Raw genomic sequence first — 22,589 nt, 5'->3', positions numbered from 1 at the left:
ATGGGGAAAAACAGGCATAGCCCGGGGATTCACCTCGCTTTCAAAGGAGAGATAAATTTGCCGTACCCAGGCCTACCCACTATCTCCCCATCACACATGACCACAGCACCTCGGACAATGGTCATAATTGGGACACCCACTACACGCCAGCCATCGAACATGCGTGCAGCATCTTTTTGTTTGGTCTGTGCCCTGCGTCGGTCGATGGTCATTTCTCTTCCCATGTCCACGATAACTAAATCGGCGTCGGAGCCAACCTGAATGACTCCCTTCTGTGGGTACAGTCCGTAGAGTTTGGCCACGTTTTCAGACATTAGTTTGGTGAGAGTTTGCAGGTCGATTCGGCCTTGATGAACTGCGGTGAGCATCACTGGTAGAGAAAATTCCACCGCCGCACTACCGGCCGGTGCAGCAAAAATATCTTCCCACCCTCTCTCTTTGTGCTCTGGCAAAAGGGGGGCGTGATCGCTGCCTATGGTATCAATCGTACCGTCCAGCAGACACTCCCAGAGTTTTTCTTGCTCCTCTCGAGAGCGGAGAGGAGGATTCACTTTAGCATAAGGCCCTACCTCCAACATGCGCTCTTTGGTCAAACAAAGATATTGAGGGCATGTTTCGGCAGTGATATTCCGATAACCCCTCTTTTTTGCCTCTCTCACTATTGCTGCAGCTGATCCGCTGCTGATGTGAGGGATGTTAAGCCTCACTCCGGTTTCGATAGCGAAAAGCACGACTCGAGAAACGGCTTCCACTTCTGCTAAAACCGGCCTGGAGTCTTCATGGTCTATAGGCTTTCTGCGGCCTGCGCGAACGAGTTTTTTGGTGTAATGATCCACAATGGGCTTGCTCTCTGCATGCAAAGACTGGATCAGGCCTGTCTTTGACACCTCCTCAAAAATGTCGAGGAGGGTATCATCATCGGTGCACGTAAGGCCCTCGAACTCGTCTTTGCGGTCAGGATAAGGCCACAGGAAAGTTTTGAAGGCCACTGCTCCGGCTTCAGCCTGCTCCGCTATGTTCTCAATGCTCGTAGCGCCATTCCCACCAAATAGACAAAATCAACCAGTGCTTTGCCAGCAACTAGTTCTTTTTTGGCTAGCAAATTTCTGGCACAGTTCACCGGGGGTATAGTATTGGGGTGATCCAACACAGTGGTAACCCCTCCTGCGGCAGCAGCCATGGTGCCTGTGATCCAATCCTCCCTTTCCACAATCCCAGGCTCTCTCATGTGCACGTGGGGGTCAATCACACCCGCCAGCACAAATTTGCCTTTGGCATCTATCGTTTGGCTGGCTTTAGGGAGCAAATAATCTTCCCCGATAGCGACGATCTTCCCATCCTTAACCGCTATCCCTGCCTCGAAAATGCCATCTGAGCGGACGATTTTTCCTGATCTGACTACTAAATCCACCTTCTCCACTTTCACTGCTCCAACTCACGTCTGCCACCGCACCTCTAGGGTGGACCGGGCCCCGTTCAGCACGTTGGTTCGGAACCCAGCAAGACGACGAGAACCTTTCTCATGCTTGACCAGTAACCAAAGCCAACAAGGCCATGCGGACCGGCACACCGTTGGCGGCCTGACGGAAATATGCAGCACCGGGATAACTATCCACTTCTGGCGCGATCTCATCTACCCGCGGCAGAGGGTGCATCACGGTCAACCCAGGCTTGGCACGGTCGATCACCTCTCTATTCACGATATATGAACCCTTCAGTGCCTCATACTGAGCAAGATCAGTAAAACGTTCCTTCTGCAGGCGCGTCATATACAGTACGTCACTCACACGCACTGCATCACTCAAATCACTCGTCTCCACGACTTCGACACCTCGCTCACGCAACCCGGCGGTGATCTCCGCTGGCATCGCCAGTTCTGGCGGCGCAACAAAGAAGAGACGCGTACCGAAGTATGCCAGTAATGGCGCCAGGGAATGGACGGTGCGACCATACTTTAGGTCACCGGCAAGCGCCACTGTCAAACCCTCGAGCCTGCCCTTCTCTTTCCGTATCGTGTAGAGGTCCAGCAGGGCCTGCGTAGGGTGCTGGCCTGCGCCATCGCCAGCGTTGATGACCGGGATACTGGCGCCTTCGGCCAGCTCTGCGGCGCTTCCCTTCCGGGGATGCCGAATAACCGCAACATCGGCATAGCTCTCGATCATCTTGCCCGTGTCGTAGAGGGTTTCTCCTTTGGCAGCACTACTTGAGGCCGTGGCTTCGGCTACAGAAAGCACCTGACCACCGAGTCGCAGCATAGCGCTTTCAAATGAGAGTCTGGTTCGAGTGGAGGGTTCGTAGAAAAGGGTCGCGTTATTTACGTGACTCACACATTGCCTCGTCGGCATTCGGGTGCCGGATCACGATCACGTTAGCATACTTGGAGACCACTTTCAACATATCTGCCAGGCTCTCTTCCTTGGCGATTGATGAGGAGATAAGAGGCGTGGTCTCGGTGATGACGGCGCCGCCCAGCCGGTGCATCGCCGTCTCAAAACTCATTCTCGTCCGCGTGCTGGGCTGAAAGAAAAGGGTGGCCATCACGTTGCCAGTCAACAAATGAATGCCAGAACGGTTCCAAGGCTCCAGGAGCCGACCCAACTCAAAGAGGCCGTAGATTTGATCGTTGGAAAGATCATTAATGGAGATCAGGCTGTGACCCTGGAACCCAATTGAATCTACGATTTTGCTGATCGTCCGAATCTCCGTCTTAGAAGTCATGACCTCCTGTCCTCCATGCTTCAACTGATTACTGTTCCGATTCCTGCTCTACTTTTTCGATGTCTGCTCGCACCCTGGCTATGTGGGCGCGCATAGCGGCCTCGGCTTTGACGCGATCTCCAGAAGCCAGGGCCTCGATGACGCGACGATGTTCCGTTATGGTCTTCTCGAGGTTTCCCTTGTTAAGATACAGTATTGCACGGTTGCTATCGCAAAAACGGGCCACAATCGCATCCACGATCTCTTCTGCTATGGTATTACCACTCGCCTCAGCGATGAGTTCGTGAAAACGGATGTCTAACTCGACCTGCCGATCGAGAGCAGACAGTGTCCCCGACAATTTTTCCTGCTCTCGAACAACCTGACCCAATTTTTCCAGCAATTCGCTGGACACAGAGGCTGCTGCCAAAGAGGCCGTTAAGCCTTCCACGCTTTCTCGGACTTCAAGGAGTTGCAGCAATGACTCGCGCTGTTTTATCAGCCACTCGACGGCTTCGCTCGAGGCGGAGAACAACGAAAAGGGGCGTGATGCGACAAACGCACCCGCCCCAGATCTAACTTCAATTAACCCTTTCGACTCTAACGCACGCAATGCCTCACGGATAGACGCCCGGCTGACACCGAGTGCTTCGCTGAGCTCCAACTCACTGGGCAGTTTATCCCCTGGTTGCAGATGTCCCTCAACTATGAGAGCGCGAATCTGCTCGGCAACCTGCTCGAAAAGGCGAATTGGCCCTACCTTCAAAAAGTTTAATTGTGGGCTCTTCCTCTGCTCCATTGTTCCGAGGTTGCAAAAAGACTTCTTTGGGCTTGCCCTACGTGCCTTTCACGACAACATCGTCCGCTTCATCTGTTCGACGCGATGTCAAGCAGACAGATTGACCATCGGAAGATGTCTGCCTGTTTAGTCGTCTACCTGTCAGACAGGTCTAGGATACCATATATCGCCGTTTTTGTCAAATCGCCGCTACATTTTTCATTTGTGTCCATCTCAATTTGACAAATTAGAACACTTGTGCTATACTTCTGGATAGATGCCCAAGTCAAAATATAAATAAATTCACCGATTTGTTCGTCATCTGTGCATCTACTAGAGACGAAGGAGCGGATATGGAAGAATTATCCCCTCGCCAGAAGCGAATCCTGGATTTCCTGTTTGAATACGCTAAAGAACACGAGTTCCCGCCAACTATCCGCGAGATCGCCGAGGCGCTCGATATTTCATCTACCTCAGTAGTCAAGCACCATTTGGACACCCTGGAGCGCAAAGGTTACATTGAGCGAATGCGGGACATCGCCCGGGGCATTATCTTGAAAGTGCAACGCCAGGGAGAGGAGAACCTGCCTTGTGTGCGTTTGCCAATATCCGGTGTGATCGTTGCCAACAGCCCTGTACCACTGCCCGATCCTGATTTCCCCATGTTCGATTCAGATGAGTCCGTTACGCTGACTCGCGAACTCATGCCCGAATTTGTCGGAGACCCCCGCAGGCTTTTTGCGCTCAAGGTGAAAGGTGACTCTATGATCGACGCACTCATTAATGATGGTGATATTGTAGTCATGTTGCGGGACGCGGAGCCGCGCAATGGCGATATGGTAGCGGCATGGATCAAAAGCAGTGGCGAAACTACGCTCAAGCGCTACTTCCGCGAAGGTAAGGACCGGGTACGTTTACAGCCAGAGAACCCAACTGTGCAACCGATCTTTGTGCACGCTGGTGATCTCGAGGTCCAGGGCAAGGTCGTAATGGTTGTTCGCCATCTTACCTGATGGAGAACTCCTCGTGACCCATTGAATCATGACCAAGCCCCTTTGCAAACGTTAGAATGAGATTCAGAGGCAACACAATGGCCCACCTTGGTTTAGGTGGGCCATTTGTATTAGAGCGGGCGACGGGATTTGAACCCGCGACAGCCTGCTTGGAAGGCAGGAGCTCTACCACTGAGCTACACCCGCTTGGTCGGGGCGAGAGGACTTGAACCTCCGACTTCAGCGTCCCAAACGCTGCGCGCTACCGGTCTGCGCCACGCCCCGATACCTTGTATTAATAGTATAAAGCATTTTCATCGATTTGGTCAAAACTATGTCCCCGCACGAACTAATTGATGCTAAATCGCGAGCCCGCTGGCGTTTTGAACACATCAATGCGCACGGGGAACGCATCTTTTAATTCATCGATATGGGTGACCACCAGAATACGCGCGAAATCTTGTTCTATGGACTTGATCGCTTCCACCAAACGCTCTCGACCCTGAGCATCCTGGCTGCCAAAGCCCTCATCAATGATGAGGGTCTGGAGTTGAGCCCCAGCGCGGCGAGCCAGCAGCCTGCTCAAAGCAATGCGGATAGCGAAATCGACGCGGAAAGCCTCGCCCCCCGAATACATTTCGTAGCCCCGGGGCCCATACTCATCCGAGATAATGATATCGAGGGTCTCTATGGGAGTGTCGCCCGTCTTGGCCTCTCGTTGTGTCTCCAGACGGACGCTCATGCGCCCTTCGGTCATACGGCTCAACAGAGCATTGGCCTCATCCTCGATCTCGGGCAGAGCGCTCTCGATAATCATCGCTTGTAGGCCACGTTTGCTGAAGGCAGATCGCAGTTCCTCGTAGATAGATCGCTCTTTGGCGACGTGCTGGTGCTCCTGAAGATATTTCTCCCGCTCCTTTTCCAGATGTTCGGCATAGTCTAGCTTCTGTTGTGCCGCACCCAGGACAAGCCGGGCTTTGGCTTCTTGTGTCCGTAGACCCTCCAGCGTTTCCGTTTCGGCCTGTAACCGCGAAACAACCTGGGGTTGCTCGGCTAAAGCCGCCCGCAATTCATCCGCCCGCGCTCGTTCAGCAGCCATAATCTCTGTTTCCCGTTCGACACGCCGCCGTGCATTCTCCAACGCCACGCGCTCTGTCTCCAGTAACCGGATCGCCGCCTCCAATTCAGCCTGCAAGGTCTCAAATGGAGCGTATTCTTCCCTCTGCTGACGTGCACGCTCATGAACAGTCGCATCGTAGCCCACCGCCGCCACTTGCGCCATCACCTGTGCTAAGCGGGCTTGTTCCTCCATCGCATAGTCTCCTGCCGCCAGTCGCTCCCCAAGCGCGGCCAAGGTCGCCCGGATACCGACTAGTTCTCGAACTGCGGCCTTAGCGTCATCCACTGCCTTTTGTGCCATCGCAGCACGCCCCTGAGCGACCGCTTGATCCCGCAACGCGTGCTCGATCTCGGCTACCCGGTCCTTCAGAGTTTCCGTTTGCTCACCCAGTTCTTGAAGGCGCGCCAAGTTCTCCCGATATAGGCCGCCCTTCTGTTTGCCCTCGGTTTTGAACTCGTCGACCAGGCGTATTCGATCCTGCTCCGCCAGATCTTGTCCACAGAGAGGACATTTCGCTTTGGCGACTTCTAATAATCCGAGCCGCTCTTTCAAAGATTGCATTTCCTCTTTCAATTGTGCGTTGGCTGCTTTCAGGGCCACCACTTCGCTGTTCAGTTCCTGGATACGGCGTAACAATCCCTCGCGCTCGACATTCAGAGCCTCCAGGCGTGCTATTTCAGCCTGAGCCTCGGCTAGCCTGATCTCCAGTTCAGGGAGTGCGGCCTCTTGTTGCTCAAGCGCAGCCTTTTTTTCAGCCAATAGGCGCTGTTCTATTTCCAGCCGATTCCGAGCCTCGGCGATGACTCTTTCCAAGCGGTTTTTCTCTTCATTGAGCGCTACCAACTGCGAGAGTTTCCGACCCATGTCTTCATCCACTTGCCGAGCACGGTGCCAGGTTGCGTAGCCTGCTTCAATCTCCTCCCGACGCGCCAAAGCAGTCTCATAGGCTATGACGCGCTCTTCGTGCTCCGCAACCGCTTGCTGGGCTTCTCGTAGGCTCCGCTCGCCTTCTGCCAGACGCTTCTCCAACTCAGATAGTTGCATGCGTTTCAGTTCCAACTCTTGGACTCGCTCCCGGATCTCGGAGAGCACCGATTCCCCCTCCTTAACCTTAGCGTTGAGAGATGCCACCTCCGCCTCGGCTCGAGTTAGCTCCTCCTCATACTGGGGGCGCTTTGCCAGTTCTCGATCCGTACTCTCAATCAGTGCTTCGAACTGCCGTTCCTGCTCCAAACAGGCCCGCGCTCGCTCTTTGGCTCGTTCTTCGTACACGTCATATAGGCCCAGGCCCAAGATTTCCGCCAACACGCGTTTTCGCTCCGCGGGTGGGCGCAGTGTAAACTCATCCGCCCGCCCCTGTACCAGAAAAGCGGAGTTGATGAAGGTATCATAGTCCATACGAAGGGTGGACGTGATCCTCTCTTGTGTAGCACGGAGCGTGGCTTCGCTGATAGAGCGGAAATGGCCGTTGGCTCGCACTTGGAACTCAAGCGATGAGTGGCCGCCTTTTGCCTTATCGCGCTTGCGGACGACGCGGTAATGGTTATTGCCCAGCAGGAAATCAAACTGGACTGCCATTTCCGTCTCGCCCAGGGAAACTAGGTCATCATCGTGGCGGGCGCGGGATTTGCCCCACAATGCCCAAGTCATGGCATCCAGAAGAGCCGACTTGCCGTGGCCGTTGTCGCCGGTCAACACAGCCAGATGGATGCCTTCGAAATCTAAGGGTTCGATGTCACCGCGATAACACATAAAATTGCGAAGTTTCAGTTTCAAGGGAATCATACCATTTACTCCTCGTACCTAACGCGCTGTGTTCTCTCCTGCTTAATCTGGCTCCGGCGCCGTTTGGCCGCCAACCGCCTCTCCCGAGATTCCCGAGTCGGTCTCGTCGGTCGGCGCCGTTTGGGCAAACGCAGAGCACGGCGTATCAGCGTCATGAACCGCACCGTGACCTCCTCGCGGTTGCGCAACTGGCTGCGAGAAGCCGATGATGCAAGGTGTAGGACGCCGTCTTTGTCTATGTATGAGGCCAATGTTGTCAGGACGCGTTCGCGTTGCTGCTCATCCAGGCTGGGAGAGTTACGGACATCGAATAAGAGTTCCACTCGCGTGGCAGTGCGGTTTACATGCTGACCGCCCGGTCCACTGCTGTGTGAGAAGCGGTAGTGCAACTCTGATAATGGAATGACTACGCTGGGCCCAGGCAGAGTATCGTCGCGACGATTAGATTCGGCCGATAAGCCGTCGTCGGCAATGGACACAGAACTCCTTTCCCTTCGTATCCGTATCAGATAGGGTGTTCGAGAAGTGCATCACGCACAGGACATCGGGACAATGTGGCAATCCGAAAGTGTGCCCCAATTCATGCACTGCTTCCTTCACCACCCTCTCGTGATATAAGACTGGGTCGTCTGGCAATCCGTAGAAAGTCGGGCGCAGACGTGGCAAAGCGATCAGAGCATCACGGCCACCCATCGTGGCTTGTCCGAAAATGAAGTTGAGGCCTGGTGTATAAAGATCCACATTCACCACACCCAGTACTCGTGCCGACTCGAGTGGCAGCGCCCTCAGCCGGTCGAGGATTGGTTCGACGCGATACTGGCCCCGGCGGTGGTCGAAGGCATAGTCCGGAGCAGGTAGGGGCAGCTCAAGGATGTAGGGCCAGCCAAAAGTCCTGGGCAGTGCGGCTGCCAGGACCATCAATACTTCCTGTTCGATCTCGCCGATGGGGACAAGACTGATACGCTCCATCACACCGCTTGTGCATCCTTCCCAAAACTCGAAGATAAGTTTGACAGGCTGCCATCTTCCGTTCGAGAATCGGGACACTTACATTATACTCTCGCCTTCGAGTGCATGTCAATCGATACGCATGCCTCTTTCTAAGCAGCCAAAAATCAACGGGGGAGGTCTTCTGACCTCCCCCGTTGAGATGAGCGAACTTACTTCTTGGCTTGGACCTTGATGGTCTTCGGCTTGGCCTCCTCGGCTTTCGGAATCCGCAGGGTCAGCACGCCATTCTCGAAGTGAGCCTGGGCCTTGTCGGCCACCACACCCGCTGGCAGAGTGAGGGACCGGGAAAAGGCACCATAACGTCGCTCCTGGCGGATGTAATTCTCTTTCTCCACCTTCTCTTCCATCTTGGTCTCACCCCGGATGGTCAGGGTGTCGCCCGTGATGGTGATGTCAATATCCTCTGGCTTGACCCCGGGTACGGCCGTGGAGACGACGACTTCGTCTTTCGTCTCGTACATATCCACCGCCAGGGTCCCTCCCCACAATGGCTGTAGCCAATCTGCGCGCGGGCGGACGAAGCTCTCCTCGAAAAGGCGGTCCATAGCCTCTCGAAGACTCATTAATTCGCTAAAAGGTTCCCATCTGATCAGGCTCGACATAGCACATCCCTCCTTTCTAACAACGGGTTATCTTTCCGCCTGCAAATATACACAATCGTTGTTAGATTAGCACAAGAGCAACATTAGAGTTGTATTAGACGTGTTCGTGGGTTTGCAAAAGCACATGAGGAACAACGCGGTCCCTTAGTTGGCTTAGCGCCGACGCCGCCCACTCAACAGTAAGAAACTATAGTACAGCAGCGTAGAGATTGCCTGGGCTACGGCAGCAACATAGGTGAGAGCGGCGGCGTCGAGCACAGCCCGCGCCCCGCGCGCCTCCTCTGCATCCACGACTAACCCGCTTGTCGTCAGCATCCGCATGGCCCGCTGGCTGGCATTCAGTTCAATGGGCAAAGTGAGAACGGCAAAGAAGGCAGCCCCAGCGAACAGGACCAGGCCCAACCAAGCGATACTGTCTATCTGCATCAGCAGGCCTAGGAAAAAGATGATCGGGCCCAACCAAGACCCTACGTTCACTATGGGCACCAGGCCTGTGCGCAGACGCATGGGCATATATTGCTGATTGTCCTGCAAAGCATGACCAATTTCGTGGGCCACGACACCCAGGGCTGCCACCGAACTACCGCGAGCAATGGGCTCGCTCAGTCGCAACGTATCGCTGCGCGGGTCGTAGTGATCGGTCAACTGGCCAGGCACACCTTCAATGTTGACGTGCCCCAAGCCGTTGGCAAGGAGTAACTGTTGCGCTGCCTGCAGACCTGTGATACCACGGCGATTCTGGATGCGCAAATACGTGTTGTAAGCGGATTGTACCTTTATCTGGGCGTAGAATGCCAACAAAAGTGCAGGCAAGGCGAAAACCAGATACATCGGGTCAAACCAGAACATATCTTTTGCACCTCCTCCGGCTGATACTTCGAACAATGATGCTTAGATTTATTTTATACCAACTGATGCGGAAAAACAAAACTGAAACAGCCGTCAGTGACGCTCATTCTCCTCTCCTTCGGGACTGCTCTCAAGACGAATGATGGTGCGCGTCTGGCGTATCTGAATAAGGGAGGCAGAATCGCCCCACTGTGGCAAATGGCTGTAGTCGCACGTACAAGGACCACCTCCAGCACAGCCCACGCAACAATAGGCGATGCCATCTACCAAAGTGGGTTGCCAATGTATGGGTATGCCGCAATTCGCACAGATATGTGACATAGTCTTACTTCCCCGAATGAAACGTGTACCCTATCTTATACTCGCGATGTGTTAGACTATCATATGAAGAGCGCTAGAACTATAATGGAATGCTATGGAGTATAAGGGCGAACAACAAAGAAATCTTTTGCCCCTGGACGCGGGATAATATATAATTTTGGGCGGATTGTGTGTTATTGCTTGCCCTGTTCGCTTTAATACGTCGTGAATTCTGCATTCCAACGAAGGACGTTCTCGTTCGCAACGTATGAAAGCGCGAAGTGACGCGAGTGGAGGTAGTGAGATGCGCCATAGCAAAGATACCGATCAATCTGTCGTAAAGTCTTCAGGGTTGGGAATCGGCCTGCAAGAAGTAATAGATAACCTGGAGGACGAAGTTTTTATTGTGGACAGCGGATATCACATCCTGTTTGTGAACTCTGCCGCGCGTCGCAGGCTACCCGAAGATACCCCATCGCCATTGGGCAGGTACTGCTATGAGATTCTCGAGGGTAGAGATAGGCCTTGCGGCGCACCCCTGTGGGACTGTCCTCTCAGAAAAGTAATGGAGACCGGTAAACAGACCCGGCTTGTTCATCCCTCCCGTACCTTAGCCGCCGACACCCTTGGTAAGTACGTTCAACTCACCATGTACCCGCTCAAGGGATGTGACGGTGGTATTAATGCCCTGATCGAGATGCGAAGGGATGTCTCGGCAGAAAGAGAACTGGAAAGGGAGATCCTAAGACGGCACCACCAACTGTTAGCCCTGAATCGCATCTCAAGCGCTGTGAGTGGGCTACAACATTTGGACGCCGTCCTGAATGTGGCCCTAGATGCTGTTCTGGAGATCGTTAACGGAACGATCGGGGGGATCCTGCTCTTGGATGAACGCACTCAGAAACTACGTTACCAAGTGCAACGGGGCCTGTCAGCGAAATACGTCGAGGAAATGCAACTCGGCCTGGGGGAGGGAATAGCGGGGAAGGTAGCCCAAACCGGGGAACCCATTTTGGTAAGAGACATCTCTGAAGACCCTCGCGCAGCGCGTCTCGACCTCGTGAGTGCCGAAGGCCTGAAGGGGTTTGTCAGTGTCCCACTAAGAGCAAAGAATAAAGTAGTAGGTGTAATGAATATCGCCAGCCACATGCCAGGTCAATTTGCCACTGAGGATATGTACCTCTTGGACTTAATCGGTTACCAACTCGGTACGGCCATTGAACAAGCCAGGCTATATGAACGTTTGAGCAATGCTACAGAAAGATACCAAAGGCTGCTTCAATACGCCCTTACGGCACAAGAGGAAGAGCGAAAGAGGATCGCCCGCGAACTACACGACGAAACCAGCCAGACTCTCACTGGGTTAGCCCTGAATCTCCAAGCAATTATGGAGATGACCGAGATGAGCGATATCAAAGACGCCAGGATCAAGGAGGGGTTGAAAAAGACCCATTCCCTGGCGGTGCAGGCCAGTCTGGAGATCAACAAACTCATCAACGACCTCCGTCCTACTTTGTTGGATACACTCGGTCTCCTCCCAGCGATTCGGCGCTATGTGGAGACATGGCTTCAGCCCGTGGGAATCAATGCATCTATGCAAGCCCGAGGAGGAGAGCGTTTGCCATCAGAAATCGAAGTAGCGCTTTTCCGCATCACCCAGGAAGCCATAAACAATATCCTAAAACATTCGGAGGCGAAAAACGTCTTCATAGACCTGGAGTGTGACGCCCAGAGATGCGTATTACGCATTGAAGATGATGGCAAAGGTTTTGACGTTCAGGAAATCACCAAGGTGGAAAAGACAGGCCGAGGCGTGGGCTTGTTCAGCATGAAGGAACGGGTAACCCTGGTGGGTGGCACCTGCTCGGTTCAGTCGCAACCGGGGCGTGGGACAAAGATCATCGCGGAGGTTCCATTAATTGGGAGCACAACAGATGCGGAAAATAAGGGTGTTGGTAGTAGATGATCACACTATCGTGCGAGATGGCATCTGTTCTCTGCTTGCACTCGTTGCTGACATAGAGATAGTGGGCGAAGCATCCAATGGAAAGGAAGCCCTGGAGAAGGTGAGGCAACTTCTACCAGATGTAGTGCTCATGGATATCGCCATGCCAATGATCAGCGGTATAGAAGCGATGCGCAGGATACACAAGGAGTTTCCAAATACCAAAGTATTAGCATTGACGCAGTACGATGATCAAGAGCATATTTTCGCTATGATTGAGGCTGGGGCGCGGGGCTTCATTAGTAAACTGGCGGCATCTTCAGAACTTGCTCTAGGGATCCGCGCTGTTTACCGTGGGGATTCTTTCCTTTCCCCCTCAGCAGCCAGAGTTTTTGTCGAAGGCTATCAGCAGAGAGCAGCCCTGTGGGAAAAGGATGATCCTTACCAACAGTTGACAGACAGAGAAAGGGAAGTGCTCAAACTCATCGCTGAGGGACGCACTACCCGCGAGATAGCAGATATCTTGGTCCTCAGCCCCAAAACAGTGGAAGGATACCGAACCAGCCTAATGGCCAAATTGGATATCCACCGCAAGGCGGACCTCATCCGATATGCTATTCGCAAAGGCATCGTGACCTTGTAGGAACGAAAACAATCCTTTTGGCCCTACTCCTGTAGTATTCCCTTCATAAAATCCCTCTCACATCTTGATCGGGTCTTTCACACCCCGAAATGGAGCCTATTCCAGTAGGATTCAGGGTTTCCATTCTCCTATTTCCAGGGGAAAACCCGTTTCTGGGAATCACAAGATCCCTTATTATATGGTTGAGTTCCCTCATTTGAAGTTTGTAGAGACATTTTCGCCCTTTTGAAATGCACAAGAGCCCGCGCGATGGATGGAGGTTGTGCTATCCGGCAAGCGAAGGTGTGCAATATTCCTCCAGTGCAAGACGAGGAGCGATAAATGCATCTAACAGACGCGTATACCGCCAAAAAGGTCTCAACGGACGATACCCTAATACCGCCCTGCCAAACCGCTTGCCCCCTACACATGGAAATCAGGGAATATGTGGACTTAATTGCTCAAGGGCGAGTGATGGAAGCGCTGCAGGTTATCCGGGACGGTAACCCTTTCCCTTCTATCTGTGCTTACGTGTGCACCCATCCTTGTGAAGACGCGTGCCGACGCGGACAGGTGGATAAGCCAGTCGCCATCCGGGCACTCAAGAGATTCGCTGTTGAATTCGGTGGCGACAGAATGATCTCCGAGGTGGCTACCACCACCCATGACGAAAAGGTCGCTGTCGTGGGATCTGGGCCGGCAGGTTTGGCCGCAGCCTATTATCTGAGAAAACTGGGCTATGCAGTCACTATCTTCGAGGCCCACTCGCAGTTGGGTGGCATGTTACGGGTCGGCATCCCTCAATACCGCCTTCCCCGCCACGTACTGGATACTGAAGTCCAACGGCTCATTCAAATGGGGGTCGAAATCAGGACAAACACCCGGGTGGTGTCACTGGACCTGCTTTTTGAGATGGGCTACAAGGCGATTTTCATCACCGTGGGCGCTCATCAAAGCCTCCGAATGGGCATCGAAGGAGAGGATAGTCCTGGAGTAGTGGATGGGGCCACCTTCCTACGCGAAGTTAATCTTGGACTCAAACCTTCGGTGGGACCAAGGGTTGCGGTGGTAGGTGGGGGCAACGTCGCCATAGATGCAGCCCGCACCGCGCTTCGATTAGGCGCGAACGAGGTCAAGGTCCTCTACCGTCGCAGCCAAGCAGAAATGCCCGCGGATCCAACAGAAGTGGAACAGGCTGCACAAGAGGGAGTGAAGATCCTTTTCCTTGTGACGCCAACCAAGATAGCACGGGAGAACAAACAATTACGAGTAACTTGCATACGCTTGATGCTCGGCGAACCGGATGCAAGTGGCAGGCCACGGCCAGTGCCAATCCAAGACAGTGAATTTGACATGGAATTCGACACAGTGATCACAGCAATCGGACAGGCTCCCCAGATCCCTGATGATTTTCGTCTCCGCATCGGCAGGGGCAGCACCATACAGATTGACCCTGTCACGCTCCTCACCAATCGGAAGGGGGTTTTCGCAGGAGGAGATGCCGTAACCGGACCAGCCACCGTGACCCAGGCTTTAGCAACCGGCAGACAAGCCGCTTTTCGCATTGACGAATTTCTCCAACATAAATACCCATCACTCGAAAGAGAAACAAAAGAAACCCTGAGTGGTGATCTTCTGCCAAAAACCGTGGAGATGATTAAAAAGGTTGGCCGACTCGATCCGCCACTGCTCACTCCAGAAACGAGGGTGAGGAACTTCCAGCCCGTAGAATTGATCTACAACTGGGAAGCCGCGGTCGCTGAGGCCAGAAGATGCTTGCGTTGCGGTATGGGTGCAAAGATCCTATCCCAAGACAGATGTGCCACTTGCCTCACCTGCCTGCGAGCCTGCCCTTATCACGTGCCCTATCTGGATGAAGGCGGCACGGTGCACATACCTGCTGACCAATGTCTAGCCTGTGGCACATGCGTTGCCCAATGTCCAGCCAAAGTTCTTATCTTACGGAAACCCCATGATCGGCGGCATATCGCCGAGGAATTGGATCACGCCCTTCGGTCTGCAGCGCAGACGATGCACAGACCCCTGATCATAGGTTTTTGTTGCCAATACGGGCTTTTTGGGACAGGCGCGCTCGCTGGTTTATGGAGGGAAGCGAAAGCCGGCATCTGGATAGTACCCGTTCTCTGTGTAGCCAAGGTGGAAGAAGAACATCTACTGCGCGCCTTTGAAATGGGTGCGGAAGGTGTCTTCGTTGCCGGGTGCGGAGAGCAATGTGCTCGGGAAAACACTGCCTTCTGGGTACTGCGGCGGGTGGAGAAGGTCAGAAAGGCGCTGATTCAACTCGGCCTGGAACCGGAGCGCCTGCAGACTTTTCACCTTCGAACCACGGATGAGGACCCCGTCATGGCGATGGATCACTTTACCGCGCAGATAGGCAGACTTTGCTTGGCGGCAGCAATAAAGCAGGAGGTGAGAATTTGATCGTCGCAGAGCAGAAACCGCTGGAAGAAATAGGGCAGATGATTGCACCTTATGAGAAGGTGCTAATCCTCGGTTGTGGCACGTGTATGACCGTTTGCGGTGCCGGTGGTGAACGAGAGGTCTCTTTTCTCCATGGCGCGTTGCAGGTTGCCCAGGCCAGAAGCGGGACCAATGTTCACGATTTCGTGGAATACACGGTGAAACGCCAGTGCGATTTCGAGTTTCTCGACCTGGTTGCAGACAGGATCTCAGAGGTAGATGCCGTCCTTTCGTTAGGATGTGGTATAGGAGTACAGGCCATCGCCGAACGTTTTCCCGATACGCCCGTCCTGCCCGGGGTCAACACCTCTTTCATGGGCATGACCAGCGAATGGGGGATTTGGGATGAGCGGTGTGCCGCTTGTGGGGACTGTAGGTTGGACGAAACAGCAGGTATTTGTCCCATCACTCGATGTACAAAGGGCATACTCAATGGCCCCTGCGCCGGCACCAAAAACGGCAAATGTGAGGCGAATAGAGAAATAGACTGTGCTTGGGTCCTCATTTACCGGCGTCTGGAAAGATTAGGGCAACTGGAGAAGATGCGCCGATATTATCCTCCCAGAAACTTCCGAACGATCCCTAGACCAAGAAGAATAGTGAGCAGGGTCAAGGTAGAACCAGGTGAGAGCAATGGCCAAATCGCTATTTGAGGAAAAACTGAACTCCGATAAATTCCTGGTGACCACAGAAGTCGGTCCTCCTAAGGGGGCGGACGTCTCAGAGATGGTTCATCTGATTGAAATGCTCAAAGATAAGGTGGACGCCATCAATGTTACGGACCATCAGAGTTCAGTGATGCGCTTCCCATCACTCGGTGGCTGTCTATTGGTGAAGGAACTAGGTGGTGAACCGATCCTCCAGGTAACCTGCCGTGACCGCAACCGTCTGGCGCTCCAAGCAGATCTTCTCTTGGCGTACTCTCGAGGCATCCGGAATGTGCTCTGTCTCACTGGCGATTCCATTGATGTCGGGGATCACAAGGAGGCAAAGCCTGTCTTCGATCTAGACTCAGTGCAATTGCTGAAAATGATCAGAATTATGGAATCTGGTAAAGATATGGGTGGGAACGACCTCAAGGGCACTCCGGAATTCTGCATAGGTGCATCTGTTCATCCCGCAGCAGACTTCATTGAGCCACAACTCATTAAGTTCGAAAAGAAGGTTGTTGCGGGAGCTCAATTTTTTCAGACCCAAGGCATATATGACTTAGACAGCCTGCGTAGATTTATGCAGTTCGCCTCTCAGTTTCAGGTCAAGATCTTGGCAGGCATTATAGTCATGGCCTCCGCAAGGATGGCCCGATATATGAATGAGAATGTCCCGGGAGTTATTGTTCCTCAATTCATAATAGATGAGTTCGCTGGTGTGGAAAAGGGCAAAGGCCTTCAGAAAGGGATTGAGATCGCTGCGAGGACCATAAAAGCAATCAAAGAGGAAAAGTTGTGTCACGGGGTACACATTATGGCTGTGGGGAATGAGAGGGTTGTGCCAGAGATCTTAGAGGCAGCGGACTTGTAAACGGCGTGTTTTTTCAAAGTCATATCAGTTCAAAGGAGGAAAATGAACATGAAAACCCAACAAAGGATCTTAGTCATAGATGACGAGCCTGAATTTGTGGACGCTTTACGGGTGACCTTAGAAGCCAGATCTTACCGAGTGAGCACCGCTGGCAGCAAAGCGCAGGCACAGGATGTGATCAAAGGGGAAGAATTCGATGCCGTTGTACTCGGTACAATCACCCCTCGTGGAGACGCATTTGCGTTCCATCAATGGCTCAAACATGATCCCAGGACTAAGGACTTGCCGCTCCTAGTAATTGATGCTCCTCCTGAGAAGCAGCTCGTCAAAGGGTGGAGGCGGGACGAGGGGATGCAGATGGAAGCCGAAGATTATGTAACCAAGCCGATTGAGCCGGCCATGCTTGTGCCCCGAATCCAAAGGCTGTTGGAAACAGTGACCGAGAGGATCAAAGTCCTAGTGGTAGATGACCATACTGTGGTCAGAGAGGGAATTCGTGCTGTGCTCACCCTTCAGAGAGATATGGAGGTGGTGGGAGAAGCCACTGATGGCCAAGAGGCGGTCAAGAAAACGCTCCAGTTGTTCCCCGATGTAGTACTGATGGACATAGTGATGCCGATAATGAGTGGGCTGGAAGCAGCGAAACAGATCAGCAAGGAATGTCCTCGGGCTAAAGTCCTGATCTTGACCCAGTACGATGACAGGGAGAACCTGCTGGCTGCTGGGCAAGCGGGGGCCTATGGCTTTATCCCTAAAAGAGGCGCCAGTTCTCAACTCGTGGACGGGATACGGTCTGTGTACAAGGGGAAGCACTTTCACGAATCCTTGGCAGCAAGCGCGTGATCTTGGGACAAGCGGGGGTGTAGAGACGGCAGGCTCTGCTTCTCGGCACCCAATGGGTGGGGTGCGGGGCCTTTACTGCGTTTTCCGAAAATCCACAAACCGATACCCCACCCCCCGCTCGTTGAAAATGTACTTGGGGTTGGAGGGATCGGGCTCAATTTTCTGGCGCAGATAGGTGATGTAGAGGCGCAGCAATTGGGTATCATCACGGTATTCGTAGCCCCACACTTTCGAGAGCAGCATCTCGTGAGTCATCACCCAGCCAGCATTATTCACCAGGTGATAAAGCAGCCGATACTCGGTGGGACGCAGGTGGACGCGTTGCCCCCGCACGATCACCTCACGCCGTTGGAAGTCTACTGTTAGGTCCTCGTCAATCTGGATCGCAGTTTTGTCAACCGGTGCAGGTATTTCCGCACGTCGCAGCACCGCTCTCACCCGACTGGTAAGTTCGCGAGGGCTGAAAGGTTTGGTAACATAATCGTCTGCCCCCAACTCCAGCCCACGCACCTTATCCTCCTCATCAGCGCGGACAGTAAGCATGATGACGGGGACACTGGAGATCTGGCGGATACGCTCCAGCGTTTCAAAACCGTCCATATCAGGCATCATCACATCTAGGATCACCAGATCCGGCAACTCCTCGCGCACCTTGTTAATAGCCTCCAAACCATTCGACGCCTCACTAACGCGGTAACCTTCTAATTCCAAGTTCATGCGCACGAAGCGCACCATGCGAGGCTCGTCATCCACCACGAGAACGAGTTTTTTCTCAGGCGGCGATATCCTCATCTCTGCCACAGGTTCCCCTCCCCAGTGCCTAAGATCCGCTTTTACGAATGGAAAAACTCACCCAGTCTCCGTTCCTTTCCGGGGTAACATAAAGGTGAAGGTCGAGCCTTTCCCCGGCGTACTCTCCACCCATACTCGTCCCCCGTGACCTTCGACAATGGCGCGCACCAGGAAAAGTCCTAAGCCCACTCCATGTGTGCGGCGGGTGGTCACTGAGTCCACGCGATAAAATGGTTCGAACAATCTCGCCTGTTCCTTTGCGCTAATACCAACGCCCTGGTCGGCCACATAAGCATAAACCCAGTTCTTGTCGGCCCAGCCACCCACGATAATGTCTCCCCCATCGGGTGAGTATTTGATGGCATTGCTTAGGAGATTACCGAACACCTCGCGCATGCGCTCCTCGTCGGCTAAGACAAACGGGTAATCCGATGGAAAGTTCAGGTAGATCTGGTGAATTTTGGTTTGAGTCTGGAAACGTTCCACGACTTTCGCTGCAATCTGAGAGAGGTTCACCTCACTCAACTGCAATTTGAGCGTCCCGGCCTGAATACGCGAGGCATCTAAGAGATTGTTGATCAGATGGTCCAGATGCTCGGCTTCCTCTTCAATGATAGATAAGCCCTCGCGCAAAGTAGCGGTATCCCATTGTGCGTCCTCACGACGCAGCGTACCCGCATAGCCTTTGATGAGTGCCACCGGGGTCTTGAGCTCGTGGGAGATGGCGGAGATGAACGTGCTTTTCATCTCCTCAGCCTCACGGAAACGGGTGATGTCCTGCACGTTTCCGATAATGTTAACTAATTCACCGCTTGCATCGAAGAGGGGCGTGTAGGTGATGCTAACGCTGGTGGTAACACCTTCTGGGCGCACAATCTCGCCTTCCACGTGGAGAGTCTCTCGGCCGTAGACGTCTCGCAAGGGACACTGAGAGGCGCATAGATCTACCCCTTGACGATTGCGCAATGCCAAGACCCGCTGGCAAGGTTGGCCAATGGCCTCTTCAGGCAGCCAGCCGGTCATGCGGGCTAAAGCGTGGTTCATGGTCTCAATGCGGCGTTGCGAATCCAGAATCATGATCCCATCAGCGCTGTGCCGGAGAATGGCGTCAAGCCGGCGACGCTCTTCGTCTACCGCTTGGTAAAGGCTTGCATTGCGCACGGCGATGGCTGCCTGGTCAGCGAAACTGGCCAGCACTTTACGATCGTTGGTCGAAAAGGCGGTGTCAAAAGCACGGAAAACATAAATGACGCCAATGAGTTCATCCTCAATGCTCAAAGGCAAAGCAACAACCTGACGCAGGCCAATACCTGCTGCCGTCGTGGCCAACTCCAACCTGTAGCGAAGGTTGGGGATGTGCCATCGCCCCCCAGACGAGAGGGAGGGATAAGAGGGAATGTCAATTAGCAGAGGGCTGAAGAGGGGGATAGCGTGATAAGGTAGGCCATAACTGGCAGCGACTCGAAACTGGCCATTGCGATCTCGCAGGGCAATGAGCCCGGCCTGCCCCCGCAGGATTTCAACACTGCTTTCGATGATTAGTTGCAGGAGCGACGACAAATCCAGTTTGGAGGTCATCGCCCGGCTGATGCTGAGCAAATATTCACATTGGCGCAGCCTGTAGTCTTCCATTTGAAGATGGCCCTCGCTACCAAAAGGATACCGCATTTTCGGTCGCGAGTCAATCAATGATACGTTATGTCACAATGAGAGTTCCTTCGTGCCTTGTGGTTTGCTTTTCTTTTACCTCTGTGTAAAATTCAAAGTAACGCCCGCTAGATCCTCCCTTGGGGATCGCTTTCGCCCACATTGAAAGGAGTCCAATCATGACCGAAGGTCGTCAGAAAAAAGTCATTATTTACACCGCGTCTACCTGTCCTTGGTGCGCCAAGACGAAAGCGCTGCTGGATGGCAAAGGGATTATGTATACTAATTACGATGTATTGCAAGACCGAGAACGTGCACGTGAGATGGTGGAGATCTCGGGACAAAGATCAGTGCCGGTGATCTTAATCGATGGCCAGATGGTCATCGGCTATAACCCACAGAAGATTGAGGAATTACTGAACACAGCCTGAGCCATGGGCAAGGAAAGCCGGTTGTGCTAAAGCCGGATCTATTCTGCGAGTGCATTCTTGGAGGAGGCCTACGGTGCGAGTAGTGGATCTGCGCAGTGATACGGTCACTCTACCTACACCCGAGATGCGCCGTGCTATGTACGAGGCAGAACTGGGAGATGATGTTTTCGGTGAAGACCCTACGGTCAACCGACTGCAGGAAGTTGCAGCGCAGCGGATGGGCAAGGAGGCAGCACTGTTCGTTGCCAGCGGCACGATGGGCAACTTAGTAGCCATTCTCACCCATTGCGGGCGCGGTGATGAAGTCATCATGGGTGATCAGGCTCACACGTTCATGTATGAGGTAGGTGGCGCAGCAGCGCTGGGGGGAATACAGCCTCGCCTTGTCCCCAACCGGCCCGATGGTACGCTGCCTCTGGAGAGCCTTGAGGCAGCCATCCGTGCGCCCGATGTACATTATCCTATCTCCCGCCTGGTATGCCTGGAGAACACGCATAATCGTTGCGGTGGGGCAGTCTTACCAGTGGACTACATGCAGGCAGTAGGTGAGTTAGTCCATCGGCATGGACTGTCCTTGCATCTGGACGGGGCACGGATTTTCAATGCGGCAATCGCTTTGGGTGTCGAGGCACAGGACCTGGCAGCCCCCGCAGACTCAGTAATGTTCTGTCTCTCCAAGGGATTGTCCTGCCCGGTGGGGTCGATACTATGCGGCTCGCAAGAATTCATCGAGCGCGCACGGCGGAATCGCAAGATGGTGGGGGGAGGGATGCGTCAAGTCGGGGTCTTGGCCGCCGCAGGGTTAGTGGCCTTAGAGACAATGGTAGAGCGACTGGCGGACGACCACGCTCACGCGCGGCGGTTGGCCGAGGGATTAAGCGCTTTGCCAGGCATCACTTTGGACCCCGACACGGTACGAACCAACATCGTGATTTTCGAAGTGCATAGCCGCAAGGTGACGGCAACCGCTTTCGTTGAGCAGTTGGCTCGCGAAGGGGTGAAGATGTTGTCCATAGGCGGGGCCAAGGTACGGGCGGTGACACACTACGGCATCGAGGGTGAAGACATCGAGTATACCTTGATGGCCGCCCGAAAGGTTTTAGAAATAAGGCCATGACTGCCAAACGCCCGTCTCGCTCTGGACGACGAAGCCGCCTATCAGATCTGAGTGCGGAGACTTCGCAACGAACACCTCCTATAGGACCATTCTCATCAGCGAGTTCGCGTATGGACCCTTACTTGGTGTTCGCTGCGTTTGTAGGTGTGGGTCTGGCCACCTGGAACTTCGATCCGCAATTGCGGTTGGCACTGCTTAGGTTAGTGCTATTGGCTGGGGTGCTCCTCTACGCCGACCGCCGCCAATTGCCAGTGGATTACAGCCTATCGAAAGTGATACAGGGGCTGGCAATCGGCGCGCTGGTAGGGCTTCCATTCGTACTATTTGCGCCCTCGTTCTTCGGAGCAACGGGTGAGCGATTCTATGGGTCAAAGGATCTGTTCGTATTGGTTGAAAGGGCGGTATTCATCACGCCGCTTGTAGAAGCGCTATTCTTCCGCGGATTCTTGCAGCGGGAGAAGGGCTTGACCGCAGCAGCAGCCTTGTTCGGCTTAGCGCAAGGCATATACGTGATCACTGGAGCAGCAATGTATTGGGCAGTGCTGCTAACCCTGATGGTAGCGACAGGGCTATTGGGCCTCATTTACGGCTATGTAGCAGAACGCTACGGGTTAGCCGCCAGCGCAGCCTGCCAAGCAGCAGCAAATTTCTTACTCCTGGGCCTGCCACCTATTCTACAGCGATTTGGAGCTCTCTTTCCGTGATCGCCACCCCAAAGAGAGGCGGGCACAGGGGGTGCTGTGCCAGCACATGGTATCCACTCCAAGGGCCTAGTTCAACGGCGACTTTGTCGAGCATAAAAGGTACGACCAACCTGATGTTCTCATCGATCTCTGGCAGTTGCTCCTTGAGGTGGGCAAAGGGTGTTTGGTAGCCCAGAGAGGAGTGTTCTCGCACGTTGTTGTAGTAGTAGAGATAGCCCAGGGCTTCATCGAGCAAATCCCGCTCGCTGTGAATAGCAAGCGCTCTGGGGATGTAGAATTCATCGTCATCGGTGCGGTGAGAGCGTTCGACATGTGCATTCTCCTCACAATGGCCTTTGTGGTTTTGGATCAG

At 53.7% G+C, this 22,589-nt stretch carries 23 protein-coding genes and 2 tRNA genes; 10 read left to right on the top strand and 15 right to left on the bottom strand.

Annotated elements, in window-relative coordinates:
• Positions 1-29: 29 nt before the first annotated feature.
• The 5 genes from H5T64_01375 to H5T64_01355 form a co-directional block, all read right to left on the bottom strand.
• Complete coding sequence (locus H5T64_01375; GenBank protein MBC7262992.1) at positions 30-989, bottom strand: amidohydrolase family protein; 960 nt, start codon at positions 987-989, stop codon at positions 30-32.
• Between the two features lie 23 nt (positions 990-1,012).
• The gene (locus tag H5T64_01370; protein ID MBC7262991.1) at positions 1,013-1,426 is read right to left on the bottom strand and encodes an amidohydrolase family protein; all 414 of its coding nucleotides are present in this window, start codon (positions 1,424-1,426) and stop codon (positions 1,013-1,015) included.
• Positions 1,427-1,520: 94 nt separating this feature from the next.
• Positions 1,521-2,345 carry an aspartate carbamoyltransferase gene (gene pyrB / locus H5T64_01365; GenBank protein ID MBC7262990.1) on the bottom strand — a complete coding sequence of 275 codons (825 nt, stop codon included), beginning with the start codon at positions 2,343-2,345 and terminating at the stop codon, positions 1,521-1,523.
• The gene (locus H5T64_01360) at positions 2,311-2,718 is read right to left on the bottom strand and encodes a hypothetical protein (protein ID MBC7262989.1); all 408 of its coding nucleotides are present in this window, start codon (positions 2,716-2,718) and stop codon (positions 2,311-2,313) included. Before H5T64_01360 ends, pyrB begins: the two co-directional genes overlap by 35 nt.
• A gap of 28 nt (positions 2,719-2,746) precedes the next feature.
• Positions 2,747-3,496: a FadR family transcriptional regulator gene (locus H5T64_01355; protein ID MBC7262988.1), complete on the bottom strand. Its 750-nt coding sequence runs from the start codon at positions 3,494-3,496 to the stop codon at positions 2,747-2,749.
• A gap of 332 nt (positions 3,497-3,828) precedes the next feature.
• Between H5T64_01355 and lexA the strand changes: the two genes are divergently transcribed.
• Positions 3,829-4,488 carry a repressor LexA gene (lexA, locus tag H5T64_01350; GenBank protein MBC7262987.1) on the top strand — a complete coding sequence of 220 codons (660 nt, stop codon included), beginning with the start codon at positions 3,829-3,831 and terminating at the stop codon, positions 4,486-4,488.
• 114 nt (positions 4,489-4,602) lie between these two features.
• Here lexA and H5T64_01345 read toward each other — a convergent pair.
• The 7 genes from H5T64_01345 to H5T64_01315 all read right to left on the bottom strand — a co-directional run bounded on the left by H5T64_01345 (position 4,603) and on the right by H5T64_01315 (position 9,834).
• Positions 4,603-4,674: transfer RNA gene (locus H5T64_01345), tRNA-Gly, on the bottom strand.
• A 1-nt stretch (position 4,675) separates the two neighbouring features.
• A tRNA-Pro gene (locus tag H5T64_01340) sits at positions 4,676-4,752 on the bottom strand.
• A 64-nt stretch (positions 4,753-4,816) separates the two neighbouring features.
• On the bottom strand, positions 4,817-7,372 hold the full coding sequence (locus H5T64_01335; GenBank protein MBC7262986.1) for an SMC family ATPase: 2,556 nt from the start codon (positions 7,370-7,372) through the stop codon (positions 4,817-4,819).
• 5 nt (positions 7,373-7,377) lie between these two features.
• Positions 7,378-7,797, bottom strand: a complete 420-nt coding sequence (gene arfB, locus H5T64_01330) for an aminoacyl-tRNA hydrolase (protein MBC7262985.1) — start codon at positions 7,795-7,797, stop codon at positions 7,378-7,380.
• Between the two features lie 16 nt (positions 7,798-7,813).
• On the bottom strand, positions 7,814-8,341 hold the full coding sequence (locus H5T64_01325; GenBank protein MBC7262984.1) for an archaemetzincin family Zn-dependent metalloprotease: 528 nt from the start codon (positions 8,339-8,341) through the stop codon (positions 7,814-7,816).
• A 191-nt stretch (positions 8,342-8,532) separates the two neighbouring features.
• The gene (locus tag H5T64_01320) at positions 8,533-8,985 is read right to left on the bottom strand and encodes an Hsp20/alpha crystallin family protein (GenBank protein ID MBC7262983.1); all 453 of its coding nucleotides are present in this window, start codon (positions 8,983-8,985) and stop codon (positions 8,533-8,535) included.
• 153 nt (positions 8,986-9,138) lie between these two features.
• A complete protein-coding gene (locus H5T64_01315; protein ID MBC7262982.1) occupies positions 9,139-9,834 on the bottom strand; it encodes a zinc metallopeptidase in 696 nt (231 codons plus the stop codon).
• Between the two features lie 604 nt (positions 9,835-10,438).
• On the opposite strand from H5T64_01315, the gene H5T64_01310 reads away from it, so the two are divergent.
• From H5T64_01310 to H5T64_01285, 6 genes are all read left to right on the top strand, one after another.
• The gene (locus H5T64_01310) at positions 10,439-12,100 is read left to right on the top strand and encodes a GAF domain-containing protein (protein MBC7262981.1); all 1,662 of its coding nucleotides are present in this window, start codon (positions 10,439-10,441) and stop codon (positions 12,098-12,100) included.
• Complete coding sequence (locus tag H5T64_01305) at positions 12,069-12,722, top strand: response regulator transcription factor (protein ID MBC7262980.1); 654 nt, start codon at positions 12,069-12,071, stop codon at positions 12,720-12,722. The genes H5T64_01310 and H5T64_01305 overlap by 32 nt, the downstream gene beginning before the upstream one ends.
• A 321-nt stretch (positions 12,723-13,043) precedes the next feature.
• On the top strand, positions 13,044-15,143 hold the full coding sequence (locus tag H5T64_01300) for an FAD-dependent oxidoreductase (GenBank protein ID MBC7262979.1): 2,100 nt from the start codon (positions 13,044-13,046) through the stop codon (positions 15,141-15,143).
• Positions 15,140-15,835: a methylenetetrahydrofolate reductase C-terminal domain-containing protein gene (locus H5T64_01295; GenBank protein ID MBC7262978.1), complete on the top strand. Its 696-nt coding sequence runs from the start codon at positions 15,140-15,142 to the stop codon at positions 15,833-15,835. Before H5T64_01300 ends, H5T64_01295 begins: the two co-directional genes overlap by 4 nt.
• The gene (locus H5T64_01290) at positions 15,816-16,703 is read left to right on the top strand and encodes a methylenetetrahydrofolate reductase (GenBank protein MBC7262977.1); all 888 of its coding nucleotides are present in this window, start codon (positions 15,816-15,818) and stop codon (positions 16,701-16,703) included. Before H5T64_01295 ends, H5T64_01290 begins: the two co-directional genes overlap by 20 nt.
• Positions 16,704-16,751: 48 nt before the next feature.
• Positions 16,752-17,546, top strand: coding sequence for a response regulator (locus H5T64_01285; GenBank protein MBC7262976.1), 795 nt, complete (start codon positions 16,752-16,754; stop codon positions 17,544-17,546).
• Positions 17,547-17,618: 72 nt separating this feature from the next.
• On the opposite strand, the gene H5T64_01280 is transcribed toward H5T64_01285, so the two are convergent.
• Both H5T64_01280 and H5T64_01275 read right to left on the bottom strand, forming a co-directional pair.
• The gene (locus tag H5T64_01280) at positions 17,619-18,332 is read right to left on the bottom strand and encodes a response regulator transcription factor (protein ID MBC7262975.1); all 714 of its coding nucleotides are present in this window, start codon (positions 18,330-18,332) and stop codon (positions 17,619-17,621) included.
• 63 nt (positions 18,333-18,395) lie between these two features.
• The gene (locus H5T64_01275) at positions 18,396-19,970 is read right to left on the bottom strand and encodes a PAS domain S-box protein (protein MBC7262974.1); all 1,575 of its coding nucleotides are present in this window, start codon (positions 19,968-19,970) and stop codon (positions 18,396-18,398) included.
• 194 nt (positions 19,971-20,164) lie between these two features.
• Between H5T64_01275 and H5T64_01270 the strand changes: the two genes are divergently transcribed.
• The 3 genes from H5T64_01270 (at position 20,165) to H5T64_01260 (ending at position 22,237) form a co-directional block, all read left to right on the top strand.
• Positions 20,165-20,416, top strand: a complete 252-nt coding sequence (locus H5T64_01270) for a glutaredoxin family protein (GenBank protein MBC7262973.1) — start codon at positions 20,165-20,167, stop codon at positions 20,414-20,416.
• A 73-nt stretch (positions 20,417-20,489) separates the two neighbouring features.
• A complete protein-coding gene (ltaE, locus tag H5T64_01265; GenBank protein MBC7262972.1) occupies positions 20,490-21,533 on the top strand; it encodes a low-specificity L-threonine aldolase in 1,044 nt (347 codons plus the stop codon).
• 110 nt (positions 21,534-21,643) lie between these two features.
• The gene (locus H5T64_01260; protein MBC7262971.1) at positions 21,644-22,237 is read left to right on the top strand and encodes a CPBP family intramembrane metalloprotease; all 594 of its coding nucleotides are present in this window, start codon (positions 21,644-21,646) and stop codon (positions 22,235-22,237) included.
• On the opposite strand, the gene H5T64_01255 is transcribed toward H5T64_01260, so the two are convergent.
• On the bottom strand, positions 22,203-22,589 hold a 387-nt coding region (locus H5T64_01255; protein ID MBC7262970.1), incomplete at its 5' end, for a transposase. The genes H5T64_01260 and H5T64_01255 overlap by 35 nt on opposite strands.

It is taken from the genome of Chloroflexota bacterium (assembly GCA_014360825.1).
In the GTDB taxonomy this organism is placed as follows: Bacteria; Chloroflexota; Anaerolineae; order UBA2200; family JACIWT01; genus JACIWT01.
This window is presented reverse-complemented; position numbering and strand designations above follow the sequence as displayed.